Here is a 21,198-nt window from a genome sequence, read left to right on the forward strand (position 1 = left end):
TTGATTAAAGGGAGGAATTACTATGTGGAATGACACTCTTAAAAGTTTTTTATCGATTGCACTGGAGTTAACGGTACTGTTTATCGTCATCTCCTTCTTAATTAGTCTACTGCAGGGCTTTATTCCCTATGAGAAAATCGAAAAAAAGTTGGCCGGGAAAAATAAACTGCTTGCCGCCTTCGCAGCAATTGTCTTTGCGTTTATTACACCCTTCTGTTCCTGTTCGACGATACCGGTTGTCGTAAATATGTTAAAAAAGAAAATGCCTTTTGGGATCGTCATGATATTTCTGTTTGCTTCCCCTGTCCTTGACCCCACGATATTGACCCTTATGGGAGTTGTCCTAGGTTGGAAAGTTACTGCTATTTACACGGTTTTAACCACAATATTTTCAATCGTAATTGGTTTTATACTTGAAAAGTTAGGGTTTGAAAAATCTGTAAAAAATGTGGTTATGACAGGTTACGAAAGCCAAAATCAGAAATTCAATGTGAAATTGGCATTAAAAGAAACACTCGATTTAATGAAGAGTGTATATCCATATTTAATCATTGGTGCTGCCATCGGCGCTGTCATTCACGGCTTAGTTCCAACAGAATGGATTTCAAGTGTGTTTGGCGAAGAACATTGGTGGCTGATTCCAATTGCCGCAATTATTGGAATCCCTTTATATATCCGGCTTTCGAGCATGATTCCGATTTCGCAAATTCTCATTGCCAAAGGAATGGCATTAGGCCCTGTCATGGCAATGATCATTAGTTCAGCAGGTGCTAGTTTGCCAGAAGTGGTCCTATTAAAATCAATCTTTAAAAAACAGCTGGTTTTTACCTTTGTCTTATCTGTATTTGCCATGTCAACTATATCCGGGTTTGTATTTTACCTATTTTAATCATTTGAATACGCAAAAAACGCTGGATTTTATTTATCCAGCGTTCATTTATTTAGTGGCCAACCACTTTTCCAAGTCCACCCGGTTTGTTGTGAACGGCAAGTTTGTCAATCAGTTTATTGCTTTCAGAGTTTAATCCTATTAAGTTTACCTTAACTCCATTTTGATGGTACTTGATGACTACTTTATCAATCGCACCAATCGCAGAATCATCCCAAAGGTGGGCATTGGATAGGTCTAGGTCAATTTCACTAACGTTTTCTTTATAATCAAAACTGTTTACAAAGTCAGTTACTGAAGCAAAGAAAAGTTGCCCTGAAACATGATATATTTTTTTATTTGATCCCTTAGCTGAAAGACTTGATATTTTCACTTTTGAGATCTTTGAAGCAAAGAATATCGCACTTAAAATGATTCCGGCTAAAACCCCTTTAGACAAGTCATGAGTCTGTATTACTGTAACAACTGTCACAACCATCACAATAGTATCGGTAATTGGCACCTTTTTGAATGACTTTAGGCAAGACCAATCAAAAGTTCCAATCGAAACCATAATCATCACACCAACAAGTGCGGCCATTGGAATTTGCACAAGGAATCCTCTTAACGAAACAATCAAGATTAATAAAAACGCACCTGCGACAAAAGTGGATAATCTGCCCCTGCCGCCAGATTTGATGTTAATACCAGACTGACCAATCATTGCACATCCAGCCATTCCGCCAAAGAATGCTGAAACAATGTTCGCAATACCTTGTCCAACGGCTTCCCTGTTCTTGTCACTCTCTGTATCTGTCAGATCGTCGACAATCGTTGCCGTAAGAAGTGATTCAACCAACCCTACAATCGCGATGGATAATGAATAGGGAAAAATGATCTGAAGTGTTTCAAAGTTGAATGGAATGTCCGGAATCAAAAAAACAGGTAATTTGGATGTTAATTCTCCCATATCTCCGACGGTCCGAACATCAGTGCCCGTAAAAATAGCAATCGTTGTTACTACAATAATCGCAACCAACGCTGAAGGGACAGCCTTCGTAAAACGAGGTAAGATATAAATAATCGCGAGCGCAAGTGCGACCATGGCATACATTTGCCATGACTCCCCGACGAAATGCGGTAATTGAGCGGCAAAAATAAGAATCGCTAGTGCATTAACAAACCCGGTCATTACGGACCTGGGAACAAATTTCATCAATCTCCCTAACTTTAAAGCTCCCATAATGATTTGTAAAACACCCGTTAGAATCGTTGCAGCCAGTAAATATTGCAATCCGTGGTCTTTAACCAACGTCACCATTAGTAAGGCAGTGGCACCCGTTGCCGCAGAAATCATCCCCGGCCTTCCACCAACAAACGCGATTGTCATTGCAATACAAAAAGAAGCATACAATCCGACCATTGGGTCAACACCGGCAATAATGGAAAAAGAAATAGCCTCTGGAACTAATGCAAGTGCTACCACAATACCTGCTAATATATCGCCCTTTGTATTTCCAAACCATGAATATTTAATTTTATTTAGATCCAAAATTTGCACCTCTCCCTTTGTTTTTTAATTGTTCAGCGTCAGTACACATTCGCTTCCGCTTTTCTTAGTGACTTTCAACTCTCATGAAAGTCGGGTCCGTTGTTAACAAAACATAGTATATAGGATTGTGACAAATTTGTGAAATTCAATGTAAACGGATACAATCTATATTTTCTTTGTACTGTGCCTTTTTCCTTGGGATTTCGTCTTAACTCCATAAAATTAATCGATTGGAGATTTATTTTCCTTAAATCAACACGGCGGATATAACAAAAATAGGACCTCTGTGAGAGCGTCCTATTCCTTAACTATTTTTGATGGGTTATTAATTTTATACAAGACCGGGACATCTACCAGGAATTCTTCGTCTACATCTTTTCCTTTTCCAAGTTTCTTAGCAGCAACTTTACCATCGAATTCAAGTGAATCCCCTATTGCCAATTCAAACTTTTTGAGTGTCTTGCTATGGCTACACCAGGCTAGACCGATTTCTAGTGGATTTTCCTCGTGGACAATCTGAACATTTTCTAAGACAACAACTTCATCATTTTCCTCATTAAACGGATTGTAAACGAGCGCGAACTGTTTTACATTGGAAGTAAAATGGACCTTGTCCACTGGAAGTTCGAGTTTTGGAGCCTTCTCCTTTTTAGGTTTCGGTTCCTTTGCTTTTGGTGCTTTAGCAGCTTCCTTTTTATCAGGTTTTTCGACTTGTTCTGAGATGACCTCTGCAATTATTGGTTCACTTTCATCCACAGTCACAAGTTCAGGTGCAACCGTTTCTTTTTCATCAAATGTTAACAAGCTTTCTTTTCCAAAGCTCGATTGCTGCATTTCTTTTAAATAGGCTGGATGGATACAGGTGAGATTTCCGTCTTGGAATTCTATCACAAGCGTGTTAATATCCAATGCGCTCCCGTAAGTTTCATACCCTTTAATAGTTACTTGGCGCTGATAGTTTCGATCCTTGTACCAGAATTCTTTTTTTGCTTCTCTCGCTGAGGATAAACCCCATTCCTTGAGTTTCTCCTTGTAATGGTCCATATCACGAAAGGTTTCATATTCACCTTTGGGCGGAATATACTTCGTCAATTCGGACTGCTCTAATTGAGGACGCTGGATGATCATCCTAACACTTCCTTCCACTATGTATGTGATTTCATTATATTTCAACTCATGCCAATAAAAAAGGGGAAAGAGTTTTTCCTCTTCTCCCCGCGATTCTTTTTATGTAGTTGCGTGTATATATTTTCGAAATTAAAAAAGGCTCTACTAGAGAGCCTTTTCATTCACATTTATGTGGTTTAGATTATGCTTTACGCACGTTAGCTGCTTGAGCTCCACGTTGACCTTGCTCAACGTCAAAAGTAACTGCTTGACCTTCGTCTAAAGATTTAAAACCTTCGCCTTGGATAGCTGAGAAATGAACGAATACGTCTTCTCCACCTTCACGTTCGATAAATCCGAAACCTTTTTCTGCGTTAAACCATTTTACTTTACCTTGTTCCATTTTGTTTCCTCCTGCTGTGTGCTTTGCACACAAAGTGTTACTATCCTTGCTCAGTGATCATCAAGACGAAAAGCAGTATACCTTTTTTCATGCTTACCGACTAACAAAAATAATTCTCCTTAACTATAACAGATGGTCCTGGATAATGCAAATATATCTAAGGAATTTATTATTTCTTTTGTAAAAATATTGTAGAAATACTATTGTCTTTTTACCTTTAATAGGCATAAATACTACAATCAAAACGAAATATTTCTAAAGGTATCACAAAACACTTTCATAAATGATCCATTGGTTAGTTATTTTAAAATATTTTTGAAAAAGTCAAGTATTCTTGTTGTATAATAGCTATAGAATTTTTATGAAGATGGTGGATGAACATGCGCACATACAACGAAAAAGTAAGTATCTATCATGGGATGGTGTCTACCATTGCTGTGAACCTTGCCAGTAATTTTTTTCCTATTTTCGCTATTTCCATTCTAGGCGCAAGCAACTATCAAGTCGGTTTGATCAGCTCGCTTCCGCCATTAGTTGCACTGATTATGACAATTCCAGCTGCTATCATGTTGAATCGTTTAGAACAGCAAAAAAAGACCGTTGCCATGTCCGTTTTATGGGCAAGAATCTTATTTGTTTTTTTAGCTGGAGTCCTTTTTATTCGTTCGGATTATCAAGCATGGGCGTTTTTGATCATAGTGGCTTTAATGAATGTACCCGGAACGATATCAAATATCGGCTGGCAAACGCTTATTAGTGGAATGATAAACGAAGACCGAAGAGGAGCGTTTTTCAGTGATAGAAATCGACTGTTAACCATTGTAGGCATGATCACAACTTTGATCATTGGGATCGTTATGAAAAACCAAACCAACCATGCGGTCGCCTACCAGGTTTTTTTTCTTATGGCCTTTCTATTTGGGTTATTAGAAGTATTTTTCTTAATGAGGCACAAGGAAACGGTACAACCGAAGACGAACAAGAAGCAGGAGCAGGAGCAAAAGAATGCGTCAATGGATTGGTCGATTTTTAAGGATAACGGATACAAATGGTTTCTGATCACTGCCTTATGTTTTAATTTCTCATGGCAAATGGCATGGGGATTATTTAATATTTATAATGTGAAATATGCTCATGCAACGATTCTGTGGATTAGTATATTTTCAGTAGCGAATCAATTAGTGCAGATATTTACCTTCCCATTATGGAAAAGATGGGCGGAACAAAAATCCAATACCTTAGTGCTCGTTTGGGTTGCTGCTGGAATGGCAACTGCACCGTTTTTGACCGTATTGTCCACTAATCTAATCTATTTAACCTTTGTCTCGATGACTTCTGGGTTCTTTCTTTCAGGTACCATGCTGCTATTGTTCAACCTGTTGTTGGAGCAATCTCCAAAGGAAAAAAGAACGTATTGCATCACAACCTATAATGTTCTATTATCCTTTGTTGCCTTCATCGCGCCGCAAATCGGCATTTGGCTTCTCGAAGTAACCAGCATACAAAAATCAATGATCATCATATCCATCCTAAGATTCATCAGCGCAATCGTCTTCTTCTTAATGTACGTTAGATTTATGAAAAATAAAAAACTAGCAGATAATTGGAACTATTAGTTTAAAAGTTTCATATTTTTTTAGAAGGAGTGGATTAGGGAAGCAGGTGGGAAAATGATTAAAATAAATCAGCAAACGATTCATGTGGATGATCTTAGTCATACCCTTACAACGAAAGAACAGAAAGACATCGTTACTAAAATGGAGAAATATAAGGAAATTTATCAATATCAAACTTTAAGTCAATTCAAATTTGAGCTGCTGTTTCGAACCAAGACGCTTCAAGCTGCCCGAGAGCTTAATAAAAGTAAGGTACAGTTTACAACCTTTACGTATGCCTTTTGCAATAAAAGGTATTGGGATCGTCTAAGTAATGGTGGCTTTCTCTTGAAGCCAAATGTAAGGCCCAGCGTCGCCATTCTTGATGTTTTAAAAAATGGAGCCCAATATGCCTTTGATTGTTCAACAGGAATCGCGATTGTCTTATATCTTGCTACCCTATATTCGATTGGGAGCACAAGGTTTGATCTACTCTTTAACGGGCTTTACTTAATGGATTGGCAATTTGATAACGATCTAAAGCTAACTCAAAAATATGGGTATGATTTCATACCTGGTGACATCTTGCATTTCAATAATCCAGATGTCAACCCGAAGGAGTCACATTGGCGCGCTGAAAATGTGATTTTTATGTCCGATGACCAATTCTATGGACATGGAGTAGGGATCAAAAAGGCAGACACCATCATTACCTTCCTAAATAAAAAAAGAAAGCCCAATCCGCGGATCTCTGCATACTTCATGAACCTTATCACGAGACCCGTTTATCGTACATTTTTATAAAATTTTAAGACCGCTACCATCGAAGTAGCGGTCTTTTGTATGAACGAAATTTTGCTAGTTTTTTATTTGTTCCAAAATAAACGGATCTTTGATTTTCTTATCTTCCGCGAGCAAAAGGACTTTTGAAACAATTTCGGCGGTTTTTGGGTCATCGTCCATGAATGGCAAGAAAATTCGACCACGCTGCTGCGAATGGACGGGAACGATATAAATGGCACCTGTAGCCTGTTTATACACATTGGCACTTCCCAGGTGAACACTATAATCCCCAAGACTTCCGTTAATCAGCGCAAAATTGCCCTCATTTCTTACATTTTCCAATCTCATTAATCGAACCGATTCCGTCACTATTACTTTTCTCATTTCAATCGTGGTTAAGCTAGCCTCTGGGTCCACCCCGCCGACATGGGCGATACTGACAACCAAATCAATGTCTCGCATCGTTTCCGAGAAGATCACCTTCGGAATATTTTTAATTTCTAGAGGTTGATATGTAAGACGGTCGAAAAATTCAATTGTTTCCATGGTCGGACACTCCACATCCGATGGAGAGAACCAATCGGCTAAAGCATTTAGTTGCACGATAATATTTTCCTTGTAGTAGACTTTTTGAAGTCCCGCTTCATAACTCGTCGTCCACAAGCGATTTTTTAATAAGGCAACTGTTTTTTGCGGCTGGATTTGGTGACCCGCGTATCTTCGGGTTCCCGTTCCCGCTGCAAGTTCATCCTGATTTGGTAAATATAGTTCTCGAAACACCTGCTTAAACGGCTGTTTCACCTTCCGAGCGAATAAATCCTGTTGGAATTCACTCCATTTCCCACTCTCAAAGAGATGGACTGGGTGAGCGATGAAAATTTCATCAGTAGCCTGAATGGAATACTTATCAACCGCCCCAACACCATTTAGACAACCGTCTTCAAAATTGCCTAAATAGTTCCCCACTTTTAGTACCAATGATGTCATAAGTGGAGCCAACACCGGATTTTTCATCATAGTATAAACTTCACTTAAAAGAAAACTATTTCCAAGCTCCATCGAGCGTTCCAACTCTTCTTTTGCTCGTTTGTATTGCTCCCTTAAATCTGACTTCAACCCTTTTAAGACAACAATATAATAATGTTTATTGTACTTGGCTGGTAGAGTTTTTAGTGTTTTATCCCCTTTTACTGCTTTGATATCTCCTCGCCCATTGGCATCAATCACGAGCTGTACAGTCAGATCATCCATCACTTTCGGCTCAAGAAATGGGGCAATCTCTTCCATTTTTTTCGCTTCCATCGCCCACTTTAGCCTTGTTACATCCTTATAGCCTGCATTTCTGGCGAGGTTATCAAGGGCAATCGTGACTGTTTTCGATTCACTGGCACGGCGCTGTGCTCCAAACTTCTTACTTTCCTGTAAAAATCTTTGTAAGAATACGTACCGATTGAGAACATCTTGTTCATTTTTCACTGGAATCAAGCTGTAACATAATACCTGATCCTTTGTTCTTTTTTCCTGAACTAGGTTTTTAGTATTTTCAAGTGCTAATTTCCCCAAAACTGCATCAGCAAACAGCTGTGATCTGCGATGATTCGCACCAGCCGAAATGTATTTAGCACATTGATAGAGAATTTGAAACCGTTCCTCACCCAACTGTTCGTAAGACTCTTTAAACCATCTGATGTCAAAAGCACCATCTTGAAATTCCTGTGGTGAGATGGGCGAATAATGCGCAACAATGGTTTCTTTTTCCTCAGAAAATGTCTCATTGATATGGGCATGGAAATACCAGGCGGCACTCCTCAAACCATTCCAATTTAAGTGCTTTGAAACAATGTCTAGCCATTGCGGGGCATACATCGATGCCTCTAATAATCTTTTTTCCGACAATGTCTTCCCCTTTAAAAATTGCTTCAGTTGTGCGTCGCTGTCTCCCTCTTTTGGATAACTTGTCTTTAATAAATGGGAGAACACTTCTTTTTTAGTGAGATCGCTGCCATTACCATAAATATAGCCGCGCACGAACGATTCTTTATCAAGGCCTAATAGGATTTGAACAAAGGATTCTATGCCTTCATGGCGTTCAATTCCCATAGCTACGGTAGTTATATCTGTTTGGAGATCCCCTCTTTTTAGTTCAATTTCTAATATTCTTTGAACCACCTGATCTTTAATAGGAATCATATCAGGATCATTTTTTAAAAAATGATCCTTGGGATTGGTTAATTCGGATACATAGTCTCTACTTGTATCATCTCGTCCCAAAAGCTCATGAAAAATGACTTGTTCATCGATCATTTTATGTGCATAAGCTTTTGCTAAATCTTCCATCGATGGAAGAAAACTTTCAAAATTAGCCATCGTATATAACTGATAATGAAGCTTGAAATACACATCAAAAGATTCACTAGTAATATCGGCAAAGTGTTCTGTCCATTCCAGCCATGGATCGGTAATAAAATCAAGCAGCTTGTATTCAGTTTTGAGTTTATCTTCAGGGATCGAATGTACCAGAAAATTTAATACAGCACTGATGTTATCGAAAAGCTCTTTTGAATCTTGACTGGTAAAATAAGCATCGAAAAGCGTTTCTACTTGGGAACGATAATTCAAATCATCAAGAAAGCGATTCATTTCTTCGATGTTTTCGATTGGATAAATTTCTTCTAAAAATGTTTTCCTCCAGCCCTCTACCTTTGGATAATCCATAACCTCCCAAACATCCAGCCTATTATTGTAATAGCTAAAGATCCTTTCCGAGTGAAGATAGAAGGCAGTCTGAATGAGCTCTGGTGTTGGTAGCACATGGGTACAAAAATACTCCTTCCATACTTCAGTTATTGGAAGTTGGTCGATTTGCTGTTTTTCATCCTCTTGATAAGAGCACCTTAATTCCTCGCCAATATGGAGCGTTTCCTTTGAGCCATCGTACCACTCGACCTCATATTCCACCTGACGATGTTCATGAACTAATGCGGCTAAACCTTGAAGAAATTGTTTGCTAGAATCTGTGGTTGGCTGTAAAAGGTTTTTTAACTCTTGTTTATGATGCTCGAGTTCAAGGTTTACTCGATGATTCGGGTCAAATAATCCAAACCCATTATCCAGGTTGAATTCCTCGGTTTGAAACAATTTATCAAGTAAAATTTGTTCTTTTGAGCCAGCTTTCATTTGAAAGATTGTATTTTTAAACGCTTTAACTAGTCTTTCACGTTCCTCCTGATCATTGATTTCTGATAAGATTTCAAGTGCACCCACTCGTTGCAACTCTGCTTTACTTGATAATAAACGCTCAAGTGCGGTTTCTAGCTGATCCTTCGGGAGTCCTAGTAAAATCTGAATGGCTCCTTGTCGGAGGGCTCCAGTTTTTAATTTTAACATCGCTTCAATCTTTAAAATTTCCTCAGGCATAAGTTCCATTGATTTGATGATCGTGAGTGCGATTTCTCGATTGTTCACACTTTTATCAGCGAGGCTTGCAAAAAGGAAATCGCGTTGTGTATTATCCGAGTAATCCTTGATAAAAAATGATAGCAGATCTTCTCTTAATTCAGCACTTAGCTTGTCCTTCGATTCAATTAATTGTCTTAGCCAATCCTTATCCAAGTCGTAGGCAGTTAAGAACATCATTTTTCTCGCAATTTCGCTCCTTGAGAAAAATAGTGTTAGTCCTTGAATGGCTTTTGATTCGATTTCGAGTTCTCTTTTGGGCATTTGTAAGAACATGTTTTTAAACAACTCAAACTGTCGAGATCGTTCCTTCTTGTTTTCTAACAATGGTACCTGGTTGAATGTCAGGGTGCTTTCACTTTTTTCAGCATCGTATGACCAATGGATATCGTAGTCATACACATAGTTTTTGAGAAGATAATATTGCAGCTCTACGTTCTTTTGACTTAAAAACGGGTGTGCTAACTCAAATCTCATACCCGAATTTTGGCTTTGTGTTAAAAAGAATTGGGCCATCACCTTTTGATAGGTTTCGCCGTTTTCCATCAGGAATTGGATCGATTCTTTTATATCGTCTTCTTCATTCACAGCTGTTGCCCAAAGACTAATGCAAAGCGTATTCAGATTCTCGCTTCTAACTCCCTCTTCACGCAGCACTTGATTGGATAGAGAATCTGCCGCGTATTGAATCGATCGTTTAGTCACTCTTTTATCCGAGGCTTGCAGGTCCAAGCCTGTCCAAACGTCAAGCGCTCTTACGACGGAACTGTAACGAATAAGTTCGTTGTCAAGGATGACTTTAAGCATGTATATAGTAGCTTCTAATGTACCTTCATCCATATTTTCGACAATGCTTTGGCGCAGGCCCTCTTGCAGTCTGGAGGCAAGTAACAAATCACCGAGCATTTTATATCCGTCCTGGCTATGGCTTTTATAAATGCCCTTGATCATTTCATATGTAAGTAGTGCCGTGTTATTTTCTCCGAAAATTATATTGGATAGGGCTTGAAATACCCGTTCATTATTTTGGTCAATTTCATAAGCAATCATATCACTGATCAGAGGATTGTATATCGGCGATCCCTCACGGCTGGATAGATAATCAATAATCGAAAACTCTTCAAAATCCAAGTCAAATATATAAAGGAAGCTCTCGATCATTCCATGGTAGTGATACTCGAGGTTTCTCGTCCGAAACGGTCGTCGCGAATATCCTTCACTATATGGATATTCACATTTATGGTCGACGATATATTGAAAAAGAGCCCCGTATTCTGCTCCGATTAAGGTGTGTACAATTTCCACTAGCGGTTGGAAAATGAGGGGGTCACGGGGGCTTTTTTGTGTGAATAGGATGTTTCTAATTTCTTGAAGATTTGTATCGCGTACGATGTAGGTCGCGTCCATTAATTTTATTAGAAGCAGCGCCAACTTCTGCTCTGTTCCAGAAAATTCTTTGATTGCCTTCGCTTCTAAACTTTCATAATATAGATCCTTATTTTTTGCTCTCATACCGGTTCCCCCCATTACCACATACGTCCTGCTAACAATGTCAGCTTTATAAGAGTAAGTTGATCATCCTCTTGTAAATCCAATGGCTTATCTAAATCGAGCGACTCTTTGTCATTAATAAATACTCGGTATAAACCATCTTCAAAGGCTTGGATAGCCACCCTGGCTGCCGTTTGCAGATCGGCTTTTTGGTCGCTATATTTAGTCCCAAACCCTACTTTTCCGGCATGGACTTGCTGTTCTATTTCCTCGTTTGTAAGGAAACTTACCAATTTGGTTTCTGTTTGGGTTGTTGCATTGAACACCTGGACTTGGATTGACACTAATTCTGTCAACAACACTCTTAGTGTCGGCGGAGAACTCTCTAAATGAATCTCCTTACTCGTAAGATAATCCTTCCTTTTAGCCAGACTTTTCATTGTCACAAAGATTTTCATGTAGCTACCTCAATAATAGATTTTACCTATATATTAGCAAACTTCAATGAGGTATTCAGCAACAACCCAATAAAAAGAACAACAAAAAAATGTCCACCCAGGGCGGACATTTTGCTGGTTTTGTCTTTTTGTGGTGCCTGACACCAAAATATTTTAAAAGTTAATAAATGCATCCTTGGCTTTGACGGTGTCTTTTATGACTTTGTTGTCTTTTAGCCATTGGGCTGTGGTGTTCCAGGTTTCTGGGTCTTGGTAGCCGAATGGTTTTTCTTTTGCGTCCATTAGTGGGAGAAGGATTTCTAAGCTTTTTGTTTCGACATCCTTCTCTAGTGGTGATGTTTTATCTTCATGGTTCATTAAGATCGAAAGACCATCTTCTGGATGTTCTTGAACGTATTTTTGACCTTCCGTAATCGCAGTCATAAACTTTTTATACACTTCTGGTTTTTCTTTTAATCCCTTTTCGCTAGCGACCATAACTAATTCATAATAATCTGGAACGCCATAGTCCGCAGGATTTAATGTTCTCATCGGGTGACCTTCTTTTTCTAGCAATAACTTCTCATGGTTAATATAGCCGCCGATCAGCGCATCAGTTTTTTTCGTTGCCATCGCAGGAATGAGATCCCAGCCCACATCGACCATTTTTATCTTTCCGGCGTCTCCGCCATCAGCTTTCACCATCGTTTGAACGATCGCTTCATCTAATGGAATCGATGGATAGCCAATCGTTTTCCCAGCTAAATCTTTGGGTGATTTTATCGAACCATCTGCTGGCACCATTAATTGATTTAATGGATGACGGACAATTGCTCCAATGGATTGAACAGGAATACCTTCACTGCGTGCCACAAGTACCTGTGGTTGATAGCTAAGCGCCATGTCAATTTGGTTGGCCGCAACTAGTTTAAGCGGGTCATTGGTATCTGCTGGCATTTGGATATCAACATCTAATCCTTGTTCTTTAAAATAGCCCTTTTCTTCAGCGACAAAAAGAAATGAGTGCACCGCATTTGGATACCAATCTAGCATTAAGCTAACTTTTTGTAGTTTATCGGCATCCCCCGTGGCTTTATCTGATTCCTTTTCATTGTTTTTACCACAAGCACTTAATAGCAGTAACAATAGACTTACCATGATCAAAAAACTTTTCTTCATTTGAGTTTACTCCCTTTCTAGCTGCGAATTTTATTTTTCAATAACTGTTTTTCCAATAAACCTATGAATAAAAACAACACAATCCCTAAAAGCGATAATAAAAATATTGCAGCAAACACGGAGTCTGCCTGTAAGTTACCAGACATTCGTCGACTGAAGTACCCTAGGCCTTCACTAGCACCCAGCCATTCACCAACCGTCGCTCCGACAACACAATAAACTACTGACAACTTCAATCCTGAAAAAATGGCTGGTAACGCCATGGGAATTTGGATTTTTTTAAAAATTGTCCAGCGATTGGCGCCCATTGTTAACAGTAATTCCCGGTATTCACTTCCACCAGATTTCAACCCATCATAGGTACTTACGACGATGGGAAAGAAGGCGGTTAAAATAGTCACGGCAATTTTGCTCCAAATCGAATAGCCAAACCACATAATAAAAATCGGTGAAATTGCAATTAGCGGCACCGTTTGTGAGATAACAAGAAATGGATATAGTACCTTTTCAATGGAACGAGAAAAGTGCATAGCAACTCCCAGCGATAATCCACCGATTACGGAGAGCACAAAACCGATCAGAACTTCCTTTACGGTAGCGGGCAAATGCACTTCAAATAAAAGCTGTCGGTTTTCTTGTAATGACCCCCAAATAGCCGAAGGCGCTGGCAAAATAAAGGATGGAATCATGCCTTGCCTGACGACCCATTCCCATATGCTGACAAGGAGGATCACCACGATCAAAAACAAACCGTACTGTTCCGTCCATTTTTTCAAACTAGCTTTCATTGTGAATCAGCCACTCCAGTTCTTTTCTCATCGTAATAAACTCTGATTGATAGATTAGCTGTGAACTTCTTGGTCTCACCAGGTTGACCATCATTTCTTTGATTCCGGTGTCTTGGAGCAAATAGATTCTATCGCTCAACAAAACCGCTTCTTCAAGATCATGGGTAATGAACAATACAGTCTTTTGTAATTCCCCCCACAGTCCTAATAACCAGCTATGCATGTTCCGTTTTGTCAGGGAATCGAGTGCGCCAAAGGGCTCATCCAATAATAAAAGATCCTTCCCTGTCATAAGGGTTCTTAAAAAAGCTACGCGCTGCTTCATACCTCCCGAAAGTTCATTCGGATAAGCTTTTTCATATTCTGCCAAACCAAACCGCGATAACCACTCTCGTATTTCAGGAATTCTCGCTTGCTTTGGTTCCTTTGTCACTTCTAAAGGTAGTAACACGTTTTCTAAAACGGTTCTCCATGGTAAAAGCAGATCCTTTTGCGGCATGTAACCGATACTCCCTAATCTCTTTCCAGTCTTCTGACCATTGACCATAATATCTCCTTGATCAGGTTCAAGTAAACCAGTAATCAATTTAAAAAGAGTGCTCTTTCCAGATCCACTTGCGCCTATCACTGAGACAAACTCTCCTGGCTTAATGTCTAGTGAAATTTGATTGAAAATAGGATTGGAGTTTCCTTCACTTTGAAAAGAGTAGGATAGGTTTTTTATAGTTAACATGGTTGAGTTAGACAGGCCACTCGCCTCCCTGATAGACCATATCCCAGAACATATATTCAAATTTTGATGTAGTCAGAAAGTGTTCTTCTAAGTTGGCTAATTCCCGCTCCGATTTACCCTCTGTCAATCTATCTAACAAATCGATCAACCAAGTTGCTAATGAACCAAATTCATTAGAAGAGTACATTTTCACCCATTCTCCATAAAGATGATGATCACTAGCATTCGGATAGGTATCTGCTAGCATCTTGCTAATCTCCCAGTAGCTCCACATACACGGCAAGAGAGCAGCGATTAATTCCTCGAGCGAACCTGTTTGAGCAACATTTAGCATATACCGAGTATAGGCTAAGTTAATCGGCGTTGGTTTTGTTTCCTCCAGCTGTTGATGGGTAATTCCAAACCTTTCAGCATACTGTCGGTGCAGATCCATTTCCCCGTGCAATGTCTCATGCAAAAGCTTCGCAAATGCGGCCATGGTTTCAATATCCTTTGCCTTAACAGCCCCTATAGCAAACAGCTTAGAGTAGTCAATTAAAAACACATAGTCCTGTTTCATGTAGCGGATAAAGGATTCAACAGGCAGATCCCCTGTACCTATTCCGACTACAAATGGATGTTGATGGGTTTTCTCCCATACATCATTTACTGATTGATAAAGTCTTTCGGTGAGTTTCATTTCCATACTCTTCCTTCCTCGTGTTACACCATTCCGCGATAAATACAGCTAATACTTTTGTAAAATCTAATAATTGCCGAATTTCAACCTTTTCATTTACTGCATGGGCATCTTCCAATTTACCAGGGCCAAAGATGACCGTTGGTATACCAGCTCGACCCAGCCAGCCTGCATCTGTAACGGTGGTTGACATGCCCACCGTCGGCTTGTCTGTTAACAATTTTTCATAGGAATTAGCTAAAACCTTCGTTCCAGGATGATCAGAATCAATTTCTAACGATGGAAAAATTTCACCACGATCAACAATCATTGATTTTCCGCCCCAAACAAACTGTGGCGGATTCTCGCGAAGCCACGGATCTGCTGCTGCAACTGCACCAATATGTTGTTCTATTTCTTTAATAACCTCTTCATAGTCTTCATTCGGGTAAAAATGAACCGTAACCCATAGAGCACAGCGATCGGCCACAAATGCTGCATGCCTGCCACCTTCAATAACGGCAGGATTAATCGTATTTGTGCCGGGAGGAAAGCCCTGATAACTTTTCGTAACGGCCCAGTGGCGTTCTAAGTCTTGTAGTCCCGAAATAATCTTCATCATTTTCTCGATCGCACTGGCCCCTTTAACACCGCCACCTGCATGAATCATCATCCTACGGATTCCATCATGAAAAGTTTCTTTGCTTTGAATGGTAATCCATCCAGTTATGACTCCGCCTTGTCCTTGAATATGTAAATCACTTGTATCAACCACTACTGCATAGTCAGCGGTATAACCCCTCTCAATGCACGCCAGCGTCCCAGCCTCTCCAACTTCTTCACCGATAACAGATTGAAATTGGAGATCACCTTTGAGCGGGATACCCAGATCTTTTAAAAGTTTAATAGCGATTAGTGATGCCGCAATTCCACCTTTCATATCGGCCACACCACGTCCATATATGTAGGAATCTTTGCGATAGGCAGAAAACGGAGAATAATCCCATTCTGTATTATCCCCAACTTCCGCGACATCCACATGACCATTTACAATCAAACTATTATATTGATCAGAAGATTCACCAGGTAAATTGCCAACCACATTCGGATCTCCGGGATAGACATCCCACTTATCTGTGGAAAATCCCATGTTTTCTAAATACCCTTTTATAAATTCCTGGACATCATTTGTATTCCGTGCAGGAGGACTAACGGTTGGAAACGCGATAAGTGTGGTCAACAATTCGATTAATTCCGCTTCTCTTGCTTCTACTTCTTGTGCGATTTTTTCAAGCAGATCCTCTTTCATTTGTTCACTCCCTTACTATCGATGATTAGTTCCTGATAGTGGTATCATTTTCACTAACAATCAAAACTTTCTTTCTTAAAAATACGGTTAAAATAATAAATCCAATCAGCGCTCCAGCAAACGAGCTAAATATAAATAATGGAATAAACCCAAATAATGTTGCCTTTTGACCGAGAAAAAGAGTAGCGATTGGGTAAGAAAGCAGTGCCCCAATGATACCCGTTCCAATTACTTCTCCGATAAAAGCAAGATAGATCTTTCTAGTTTTCAAAAATAATAGCGAGGCCAGTAAAGCTCCAACCATACTTCCAGGAAAGGCAAAAATCGAACCAGTTCCCATCAGGTTTCTTAACAGGGATACACAAAAGGCTTGAGCTACAGCATAATAAGGTCCTAAAAGAACGGCTGATAAAACGTTCAAAAAGTGCTGAACCGGGAAGACCTTTGTAAATCCAATCGGTATATAGAACAGATTGCTTGAAATGGTACCGATCGCTATCATCATCGCAGTTAACGTCAGTTTATGTGTTTTGTTCACTAGAATACTTCTCCTTTAATACCGACACTACTTCTTAACGCCCTGGCTGCTTCGATTGGTGATTCTGCATGGCTTATGGCCGTAATAACGGAAACCCCATCTGCCCCAGCTTCCACTACCGATTGAGCGTTTACTACCGTGATCCCTCCGATCCCAACAATCGGAATATCAATGCCATCTTTTCGCAATTTTTCGATCAGTATTGTTCCCCGTGATGGTTTGGCATCCAACTTTGTTTTTGTCGGAAAAACAGGGCCAATGCCAAAATAGTCAGCACCACCGCTTATTGCTGTCATTGCTTCTTCCGTTGAATGGACGGAAACCCCAAGGATTCTCTTATCGCCGATCTTTTCCCGAACTGCGTACACCGATTCATCCTCTTGTCCGATATGTACACCATCCGCATCAATTGCCAAAGCCAACTCGATATCGTCATTAACAATGAAAGGGATATGATGTGCTCTGCAAATGGCTTGGAGTTCTTTCGCGAGTGCATATTTGTCAGCTCCAGTTAACGCGCCGTCACCCTTTTCTCGATATTGAAAAAGTGTAATCCCTCCGGCAATCGCCTCTTTTAAAACTTCGACTGGATCCTTTAAACAGTTGGTGCTGCCCATGATAAAATAAACACTTAAAGCCGCTCGTAAATTTTTCATAATTCAGCCAGCTCCTTAGCGCTTTTTCTTTTTCGATAAGCCCAATGGTTAGTTGGCCCGTGTCCCTGCCCGATCTCCAAATGGTTCTCAATTGCCGCCTGAATAAAATCCTTTGCTTTACATACTGCTTCATATAGAGTTTCCCCTTTTGCTAGTTCAGCAGTAATTACTGCGGAAAAAGTACAACCGGTTCCATGTGTGTTCTTTGTCTGAATTCTCTTGCTGGTAAAGTAGTAAAATTCCTTTCCATCAAATAATAAATCAGTGGATTCAGACTCATTTTCATCATGGCCGCCCTTAATCACGACATTTTTTGCGCCTAACGAATGTAGTTTTTTAGCAGACTCCAGTTTATCCTCCACAGTCAGAATCGACATACCCGTTAGTACTTCCGCTTCTGGAATATTCGGGGTGATTACCGTTGCTAGCGGCAATAAGTATTTTTTCATGGCAGAAATGGCTTCCATTTGCAACAAGGAAGCGCCACCTTTAGCAATCATGACTGGATCGACAACAATATTTTGCCATTGATAATTTCTAAGCTGTGCAGCGACGGCCTCGATGATTTCAGCATTAAAAAGCATGCCTGTTTTCACCGCATCCGTACCGATATCTTCGCCGATCGCTTCGATCTGTTTTACGACTGCCTCAGCCGTCATTGGATAGACAGCATGGACGCCTAATGTATTTTGGGCCGTTACTGCAGTCAATGCCGACATCCCGAAAACATCTAGTTCCTGAAATGTCTTTAAATCCGCTTGAATTCCTGCTCCACCGCCGCTATCAGAACCAGCGATTGTTAATGCTTTTTTCATTTAAATTACCCCCAGTTATCGATTGAATTTTTTAACAGAAGCATGTGAAATGATATCTTCGGAAGAAACTAAAGTTAATTGGTTTAAGAATTCGATTTGGAAACTTCCAGGTCCCATTTCAACTGTTTTTGCTGCTGCCTTCTCTGCCGCGATTCCATAATACGTTAAAGCAGCCACTGAAGCTTGAAGCAGGTCCTTCTCCACTCCTGCAAACGCTCCAATCACAGAGGTTAATAAACAGCCAGTGCCTGTCACCTTCGTTAAAATTGGATGTCCATTTGACACGACATAGGTTGTTTTCCCATCCGATACGACATCCTCTTTTCCAGTGATGACGACAAGTCCATTCAATTTTTGTGCTGAAGTAATAGCTAGTTCAATGATATTTCCTTTTACATCCCCAGCATCGACGCCCTTGATTTCCCACTTTTCACCAACCACATTGGCAATTTCGGCTGCGTTTCCTCTAATCACAGAGACTTTTACCTCGTTCATAATTCGTTGCGCGGTTTCGGTTCGATATCGAGTAGCCCCCGCACCAACCGGGTCAAAAATGACGGGAACACCGGATTCATTGGCCGCTTTTCCGGCAATGATCATCGATTCTACTGTCTGTGGGTTTAATGTTCCAATGTTCAATACTAATGAACTTGCAATCTTGGCCATATCTGCGACTTCCTCAACTGCATATGCCATAACCGGTGAGGCACCAAGGGCAAGGAGCCCATTTGCTGTAAAATTTGTGACGACAACATTAGTAATATTATGTACAAGCGGGTTAACCTTTCTAACTTCTTCCAACGTTTCATACAAACTGTTTTTTTCCATCTCAATTTCCCCGTTTCTTATTTAAAATAAAGGTTCGGTTAAACTTGGCCGATGATTTCCGCTCCATCAAATTAGCTTTAAAAATAAACAATGACCTTTAAACAGCCAAAATAAAAAAACCAGATCCATAAAAGGACCTGGTTAGTTAGTCAAAGAAATAATTAACATTCACTTGGCTACTTTCCTACGCTGGTATTATCCAGATCAGGTCCGAAGGGTTGAAAATTTCACCATTTTCTCTCAGCCTGTTTACAGGGCACCCCTAGTAGATCTAATACTTTATTTAATTAACTACATAATATTCCTATGGTACTAGAATGTAAAGGAAAAAGTACCAGTTAACATAACATTATTATTGTTGTTTGCTTTTATATGGGAAAGTAACAATAAATGTTGTCCCTTTATCTTTTTGGGAATGAATTTCTATCTGTCCATTTAATTTTTCCAAGCTTCTCTGCACCAATGATAAACCGATTCCCCGATTTTCACCCTTGGTAGAATACCCTTTGATAAATAAGCGATGTCTTACATCCTCATCGATTCCTTGTCCTGTATCATGGACCTCCAACGCTAGGACTTCATCGTAAAAGTCAAACCTTAAGGTAACTTTTTTATGTGGACGGTCCGCAACAGCATCTAGTGCATTATCGATTAAATTCCCGAGAATCGTTACCACTTCATGGGTTATTTCCTGCTGCTGTGGTTCAGGTAGACTTCCTTCCCCATCAATGATTAATTCACATCCATTTTCCCTAGCGAAGCTAAGTTTTCCTAAAATAAAACCTGCTAAAACAGGATCTTTAAAACGACTGACAACAAATTCTACTTCAGTTTGTTGGTGATCGACAATTTTGGTAATATATGACGAGACCATTTGATAGTCTTTCATATGAATTAAACCTGATATTACATGCAGTTTATTCATGAATTCATGTGACTGGGTTCTCAGTGCTTCCGCGTATAGCTTTACACCGGTTAATTGTTCAGCTAATTGCTTGATTTCGGTTTTTTCTCTGAATGTAGCAATCGCACCGACAATCTTTCCTTTGACAACCACCGGAACCCGATTGGTTAAAATGGTAATATGATTGATTTCTTGTTCTTGGTCTAATTGAGATTCCCCCGTTTCTAGAACAGAAGATAGCATAGAATTTGGCATGTAGTCATCCACTTTTCTTCCTAAAAAGGACCCATGAATGCCAGCTTTTTGAAGAAGTCGGATCCCCTCATTATTTACAAGAGTGGTAAACGCATCCTGGTCAACTGCCAAAATTCCTTCCTTTGTGGATTGGAGCATCGCACTACGTTCCTCAACCAATTTTGCCATCTCACTCGGCTCAAGTCCAAAAAGAATCGCTTTGATTTTTCTAGCTAGAAAAAGGGCTCCTAGAATCCCAACTAGAATTCCTACTCCCACACCGATCAAAATAATTTTCCTACTTTGTTCGATCGCCTGATTAACTTTTTCTAAAGAAATCCCAACCGCGACTGCTCCTATTTGTTTATTTTCTTGATCATACACCGGAACAAATGAGCGTAAAGACAATCCCAATGTCCCTTTGGCAATGGAAATATGCTCTTTCCCTTTTAAGACTGGTCCTTCATCCCCACCGACAAAATGCAAACCTAATAGGTTGCGGTTAGGATGTGATTTTCTTGTTCCATACATGTCCATCACGACGATAAATTCAACATGCGTTGACTGTTTAATATCATTCGCAAATGTTTGGATATCCTTCTCTGCTGTTTTATTTTTAAGTCCATTAATGACAATTGGTGACTGTGAAACAATCCTCGCAATATCTGTTGCTTTCTCGGTTTGGCTTTTCTCTGTTTCTTGTGAAATTCTGTTGGTGATTAAAATCTCGGTTACTAACAATGCCATCACGACCACGATACAAACCAGCAGGGTTATCGTCGATTGTAAACGAAGTTTTGGTTTGGACAACCTTATTTTCCACCCCAACATGATTCCCCCTTTCTCACAGGCAAGCTTTTCAAG

Annotated in this window: 18 protein-coding genes and 1 riboswitch; of the genes, 3 read left to right on the plus strand and 15 right to left on the minus strand. The window is 39.8% G+C overall.

What is annotated here, in order from left to right:
• Positions 1-22: 22 nt before the first annotated feature.
• Positions 23-889: a permease gene (locus J7E63_RS01845; protein ID WP_215010031.1), complete on the plus strand. Its 867-nt coding sequence runs from the start codon at positions 23-25 to the stop codon at positions 887-889.
• Between the two features lie 52 nt (positions 890-941).
• Here the strand turns inward: J7E63_RS01845 and J7E63_RS01850 are convergent, their stop codons facing one another.
• The 3 genes from J7E63_RS01850 to J7E63_RS01860 all read right to left on the minus strand — a co-directional run bounded on the left by J7E63_RS01850 (position 942) and on the right by J7E63_RS01860 (position 3,930).
• Positions 942-2,420 (minus strand): SulP family inorganic anion transporter, encoded by a 1,479-nt coding sequence (locus tag J7E63_RS01850; RefSeq protein WP_215010032.1) that lies wholly within the window; start codon positions 2,418-2,420, stop codon positions 942-944.
• 297 nt (positions 2,421-2,717) lie between these two features.
• Positions 2,718-3,548 carry a hypothetical protein gene (locus tag J7E63_RS01855; protein WP_215010033.1) on the minus strand — a complete coding sequence of 277 codons (831 nt, stop codon included), beginning with the start codon at positions 3,546-3,548 and terminating at the stop codon, positions 2,718-2,720.
• 181 nt (positions 3,549-3,729) lie between these two features.
• A complete protein-coding gene (locus J7E63_RS01860) occupies positions 3,730-3,930 on the minus strand; it encodes a cold-shock protein (RefSeq protein WP_027322891.1) in 201 nt (66 codons plus the stop codon).
• A gap of 380 nt (positions 3,931-4,310) precedes the next feature.
• On the opposite strand from J7E63_RS01860, the gene J7E63_RS01865 reads away from it, so the two are divergent.
• On the plus strand, positions 4,311-5,546 hold the full coding sequence (locus J7E63_RS01865; protein WP_215010034.1) for an MFS transporter: 1,236 nt from the start codon (positions 4,311-4,313) through the stop codon (positions 5,544-5,546).
• Between the two features lie 54 nt (positions 5,547-5,600).
• The gene (locus J7E63_RS01870; RefSeq protein ID WP_215010035.1) at positions 5,601-6,329 is read left to right on the plus strand and encodes a protein-glutamine gamma-glutamyltransferase; all 729 of its coding nucleotides are present in this window, start codon (positions 5,601-5,603) and stop codon (positions 6,327-6,329) included.
• 54 nt (positions 6,330-6,383) lie between these two features.
• Here J7E63_RS01870 and J7E63_RS01875 read toward each other — a convergent pair whose 3' ends face one another.
• The 12 genes from J7E63_RS01875 to dcuS form a co-directional block, all read right to left on the minus strand.
• Positions 6,384-11,276 (minus strand): DUF4132 domain-containing protein, encoded by a 4,893-nt coding sequence (locus J7E63_RS01875; RefSeq protein ID WP_215010036.1) that lies wholly within the window; start codon positions 11,274-11,276, stop codon positions 6,384-6,386.
• Positions 11,277-11,290: 14 nt separating this feature from the next.
• Positions 11,291-11,713 (minus strand): hypothetical protein, encoded by a 423-nt coding sequence (locus tag J7E63_RS01880; RefSeq protein WP_215010037.1) that lies wholly within the window; start codon positions 11,711-11,713, stop codon positions 11,291-11,293.
• 153 nt (positions 11,714-11,866) lie between these two features.
• On the minus strand, positions 11,867-12,871 hold the full coding sequence (locus J7E63_RS01885; RefSeq protein WP_215010038.1) for an ABC transporter substrate-binding protein: 1,005 nt from the start codon (positions 12,869-12,871) through the stop codon (positions 11,867-11,869).
• Positions 12,872-12,888: 17 nt separating this feature from the next.
• The gene (locus tag J7E63_RS01890) at positions 12,889-13,659 is read right to left on the minus strand and encodes an ABC transporter permease (RefSeq protein WP_215010039.1); all 771 of its coding nucleotides are present in this window, start codon (positions 13,657-13,659) and stop codon (positions 12,889-12,891) included.
• Complete coding sequence (locus tag J7E63_RS01895; RefSeq protein WP_215010040.1) at positions 13,649-14,392, minus strand: ABC transporter ATP-binding protein; 744 nt, start codon at positions 14,390-14,392, stop codon at positions 13,649-13,651. The genes J7E63_RS01890 and J7E63_RS01895 overlap by 11 nt, the downstream gene beginning before the upstream one ends.
• A gap of 7 nt (positions 14,393-14,399) precedes the next feature.
• Positions 14,400-15,071, minus strand: a complete 672-nt coding sequence (gene tenA, locus J7E63_RS01900; RefSeq protein WP_215010074.1) for a thiaminase II — start codon at positions 15,069-15,071, stop codon at positions 14,400-14,402.
• Positions 15,034-16,359 (minus strand): acetylornithine deacetylase, encoded by a 1,326-nt coding sequence (locus tag J7E63_RS01905; protein WP_215010041.1) that lies wholly within the window; start codon positions 16,357-16,359, stop codon positions 15,034-15,036. Before J7E63_RS01905 ends, tenA begins: the two co-directional genes overlap by 38 nt.
• A gap of 25 nt (positions 16,360-16,384) precedes the next feature.
• Complete coding sequence (gene thiW, locus J7E63_RS01910) at positions 16,385-16,897, minus strand: energy coupling factor transporter S component ThiW (RefSeq protein WP_214716817.1); 513 nt, start codon at positions 16,895-16,897, stop codon at positions 16,385-16,387.
• Entirely contained in the window at positions 16,897-17,553 is a 657-nt protein-coding gene (thiE, locus tag J7E63_RS01915) for a thiamine phosphate synthase (RefSeq protein WP_215010042.1), read from the minus strand. Before thiE ends, thiW begins: the two co-directional genes overlap by 1 nt.
• On the minus strand, positions 17,550-18,368 hold the full coding sequence (gene thiD / locus J7E63_RS01920) for a bifunctional hydroxymethylpyrimidine kinase/phosphomethylpyrimidine kinase (protein ID WP_215010043.1): 819 nt from the start codon (positions 18,366-18,368) through the stop codon (positions 17,550-17,552). Before thiD ends, thiE begins: the two co-directional genes overlap by 4 nt.
• Positions 18,369-18,383: 15 nt before the next feature.
• The gene (gene thiM, locus J7E63_RS01925) at positions 18,384-19,196 is read right to left on the minus strand and encodes a hydroxyethylthiazole kinase (protein WP_215010044.1); all 813 of its coding nucleotides are present in this window, start codon (positions 19,194-19,196) and stop codon (positions 18,384-18,386) included.
• 164 nt (positions 19,197-19,360) lie between these two features.
• A riboswitch (TPP riboswitch) is annotated at positions 19,361-19,470 on the minus strand.
• Between the two features lie 78 nt (positions 19,471-19,548).
• On the minus strand, positions 19,549-21,150 hold the full coding sequence (gene dcuS, locus J7E63_RS01930; RefSeq protein ID WP_374193693.1) for a DcuS/MalK family sensor histidine kinase: 1,602 nt from the start codon (positions 21,148-21,150) through the stop codon (positions 19,549-19,551).
• Positions 21,151-21,198 lie beyond the last annotated feature (48 nt).

The sequence above is a fragment of the Bacillus sp. ISL-75 genome (genome assembly GCF_018613095.1).

What these genes read in the sequence shown, in the direction of transcription:
- thiD (WP_215010043.1), bottom strand. Translation starts at nt 18,368, where the DNA reads ATGAAAAAAGCATTAACAATCGCTGGTTCTGATAGCGGCGGTGGAGCA.
- thiM (WP_215010044.1), bottom strand. Translation starts at nt 19,196, where the DNA reads ATGGAAAAAAACAGTTTGTATGAAACGTTGGAAGAAGTTAGAAAGGTT.
- J7E63_RS01890 (WP_215010039.1), bottom strand. Translation starts at nt 13,659, where the DNA reads ATGAAAGCTAGTTTGAAAAAATGGACGGAACAGTACGGTTTGTTTTTG.
- J7E63_RS01885 (WP_215010038.1), bottom strand. Translation starts at nt 12,871, where the DNA reads ATGAAGAAAAGTTTTTTGATCATGGTAAGTCTATTGTTACTGCTATTA.
- tenA (WP_215010074.1), bottom strand. Translation starts at nt 15,071, where the DNA reads ATGAAACTCACCGAAAGACTTTATCAATCAGTAAATGATGTATGGGAG.
- J7E63_RS01865 (WP_215010034.1), top strand. Translation starts at nt 4,311, where the DNA reads ATGCGCACATACAACGAAAAAGTAAGTATCTATCATGGGATGGTGTCT.
- J7E63_RS01875 (WP_215010036.1), bottom strand. Translation starts at nt 11,276, where the DNA reads ATGAGAGCAAAAAATAAGGATCTATATTATGAAAGTTTAGAAGCGAAG.
- thiE (WP_215010042.1), bottom strand. Translation starts at nt 17,553, where the DNA reads ATGAAAAATTTACGAGCGGCTTTAAGTGTTTATTTTATCATGGGCAGC.
- J7E63_RS01870 (WP_215010035.1), top strand. Translation starts at nt 5,601, where the DNA reads ATGATTAAAATAAATCAGCAAACGATTCATGTGGATGATCTTAGTCAT.
- J7E63_RS01905 (WP_215010041.1), bottom strand. Translation starts at nt 16,359, where the DNA reads ATGAAAGAGGATCTGCTTGAAAAAATCGCACAAGAAGTAGAAGCAAGA.
- J7E63_RS01860 (WP_027322891.1), bottom strand. Translation starts at nt 3,930, where the DNA reads ATGGAACAAGGTAAAGTAAAATGGTTTAACGCAGAAAAAGGTTTCGGA.
- J7E63_RS01895 (WP_215010040.1), bottom strand. Translation starts at nt 14,392, where the DNA reads ATGTTAACTATAAAAAACCTATCCTACTCTTTTCAAAGTGAAGGAAAC.
- J7E63_RS01880 (WP_215010037.1), bottom strand. Translation starts at nt 11,713, where the DNA reads ATGAAAATCTTTGTGACAATGAAAAGTCTGGCTAAAAGGAAGGATTAT.
- J7E63_RS01845 (WP_215010031.1), top strand. Translation starts at nt 23, where the DNA reads ATGTGGAATGACACTCTTAAAAGTTTTTTATCGATTGCACTGGAGTTA.
- J7E63_RS01855 (WP_215010033.1), bottom strand. Translation starts at nt 3,548, where the DNA reads ATGATCATCCAGCGTCCTCAATTAGAGCAGTCCGAATTGACGAAGTAT.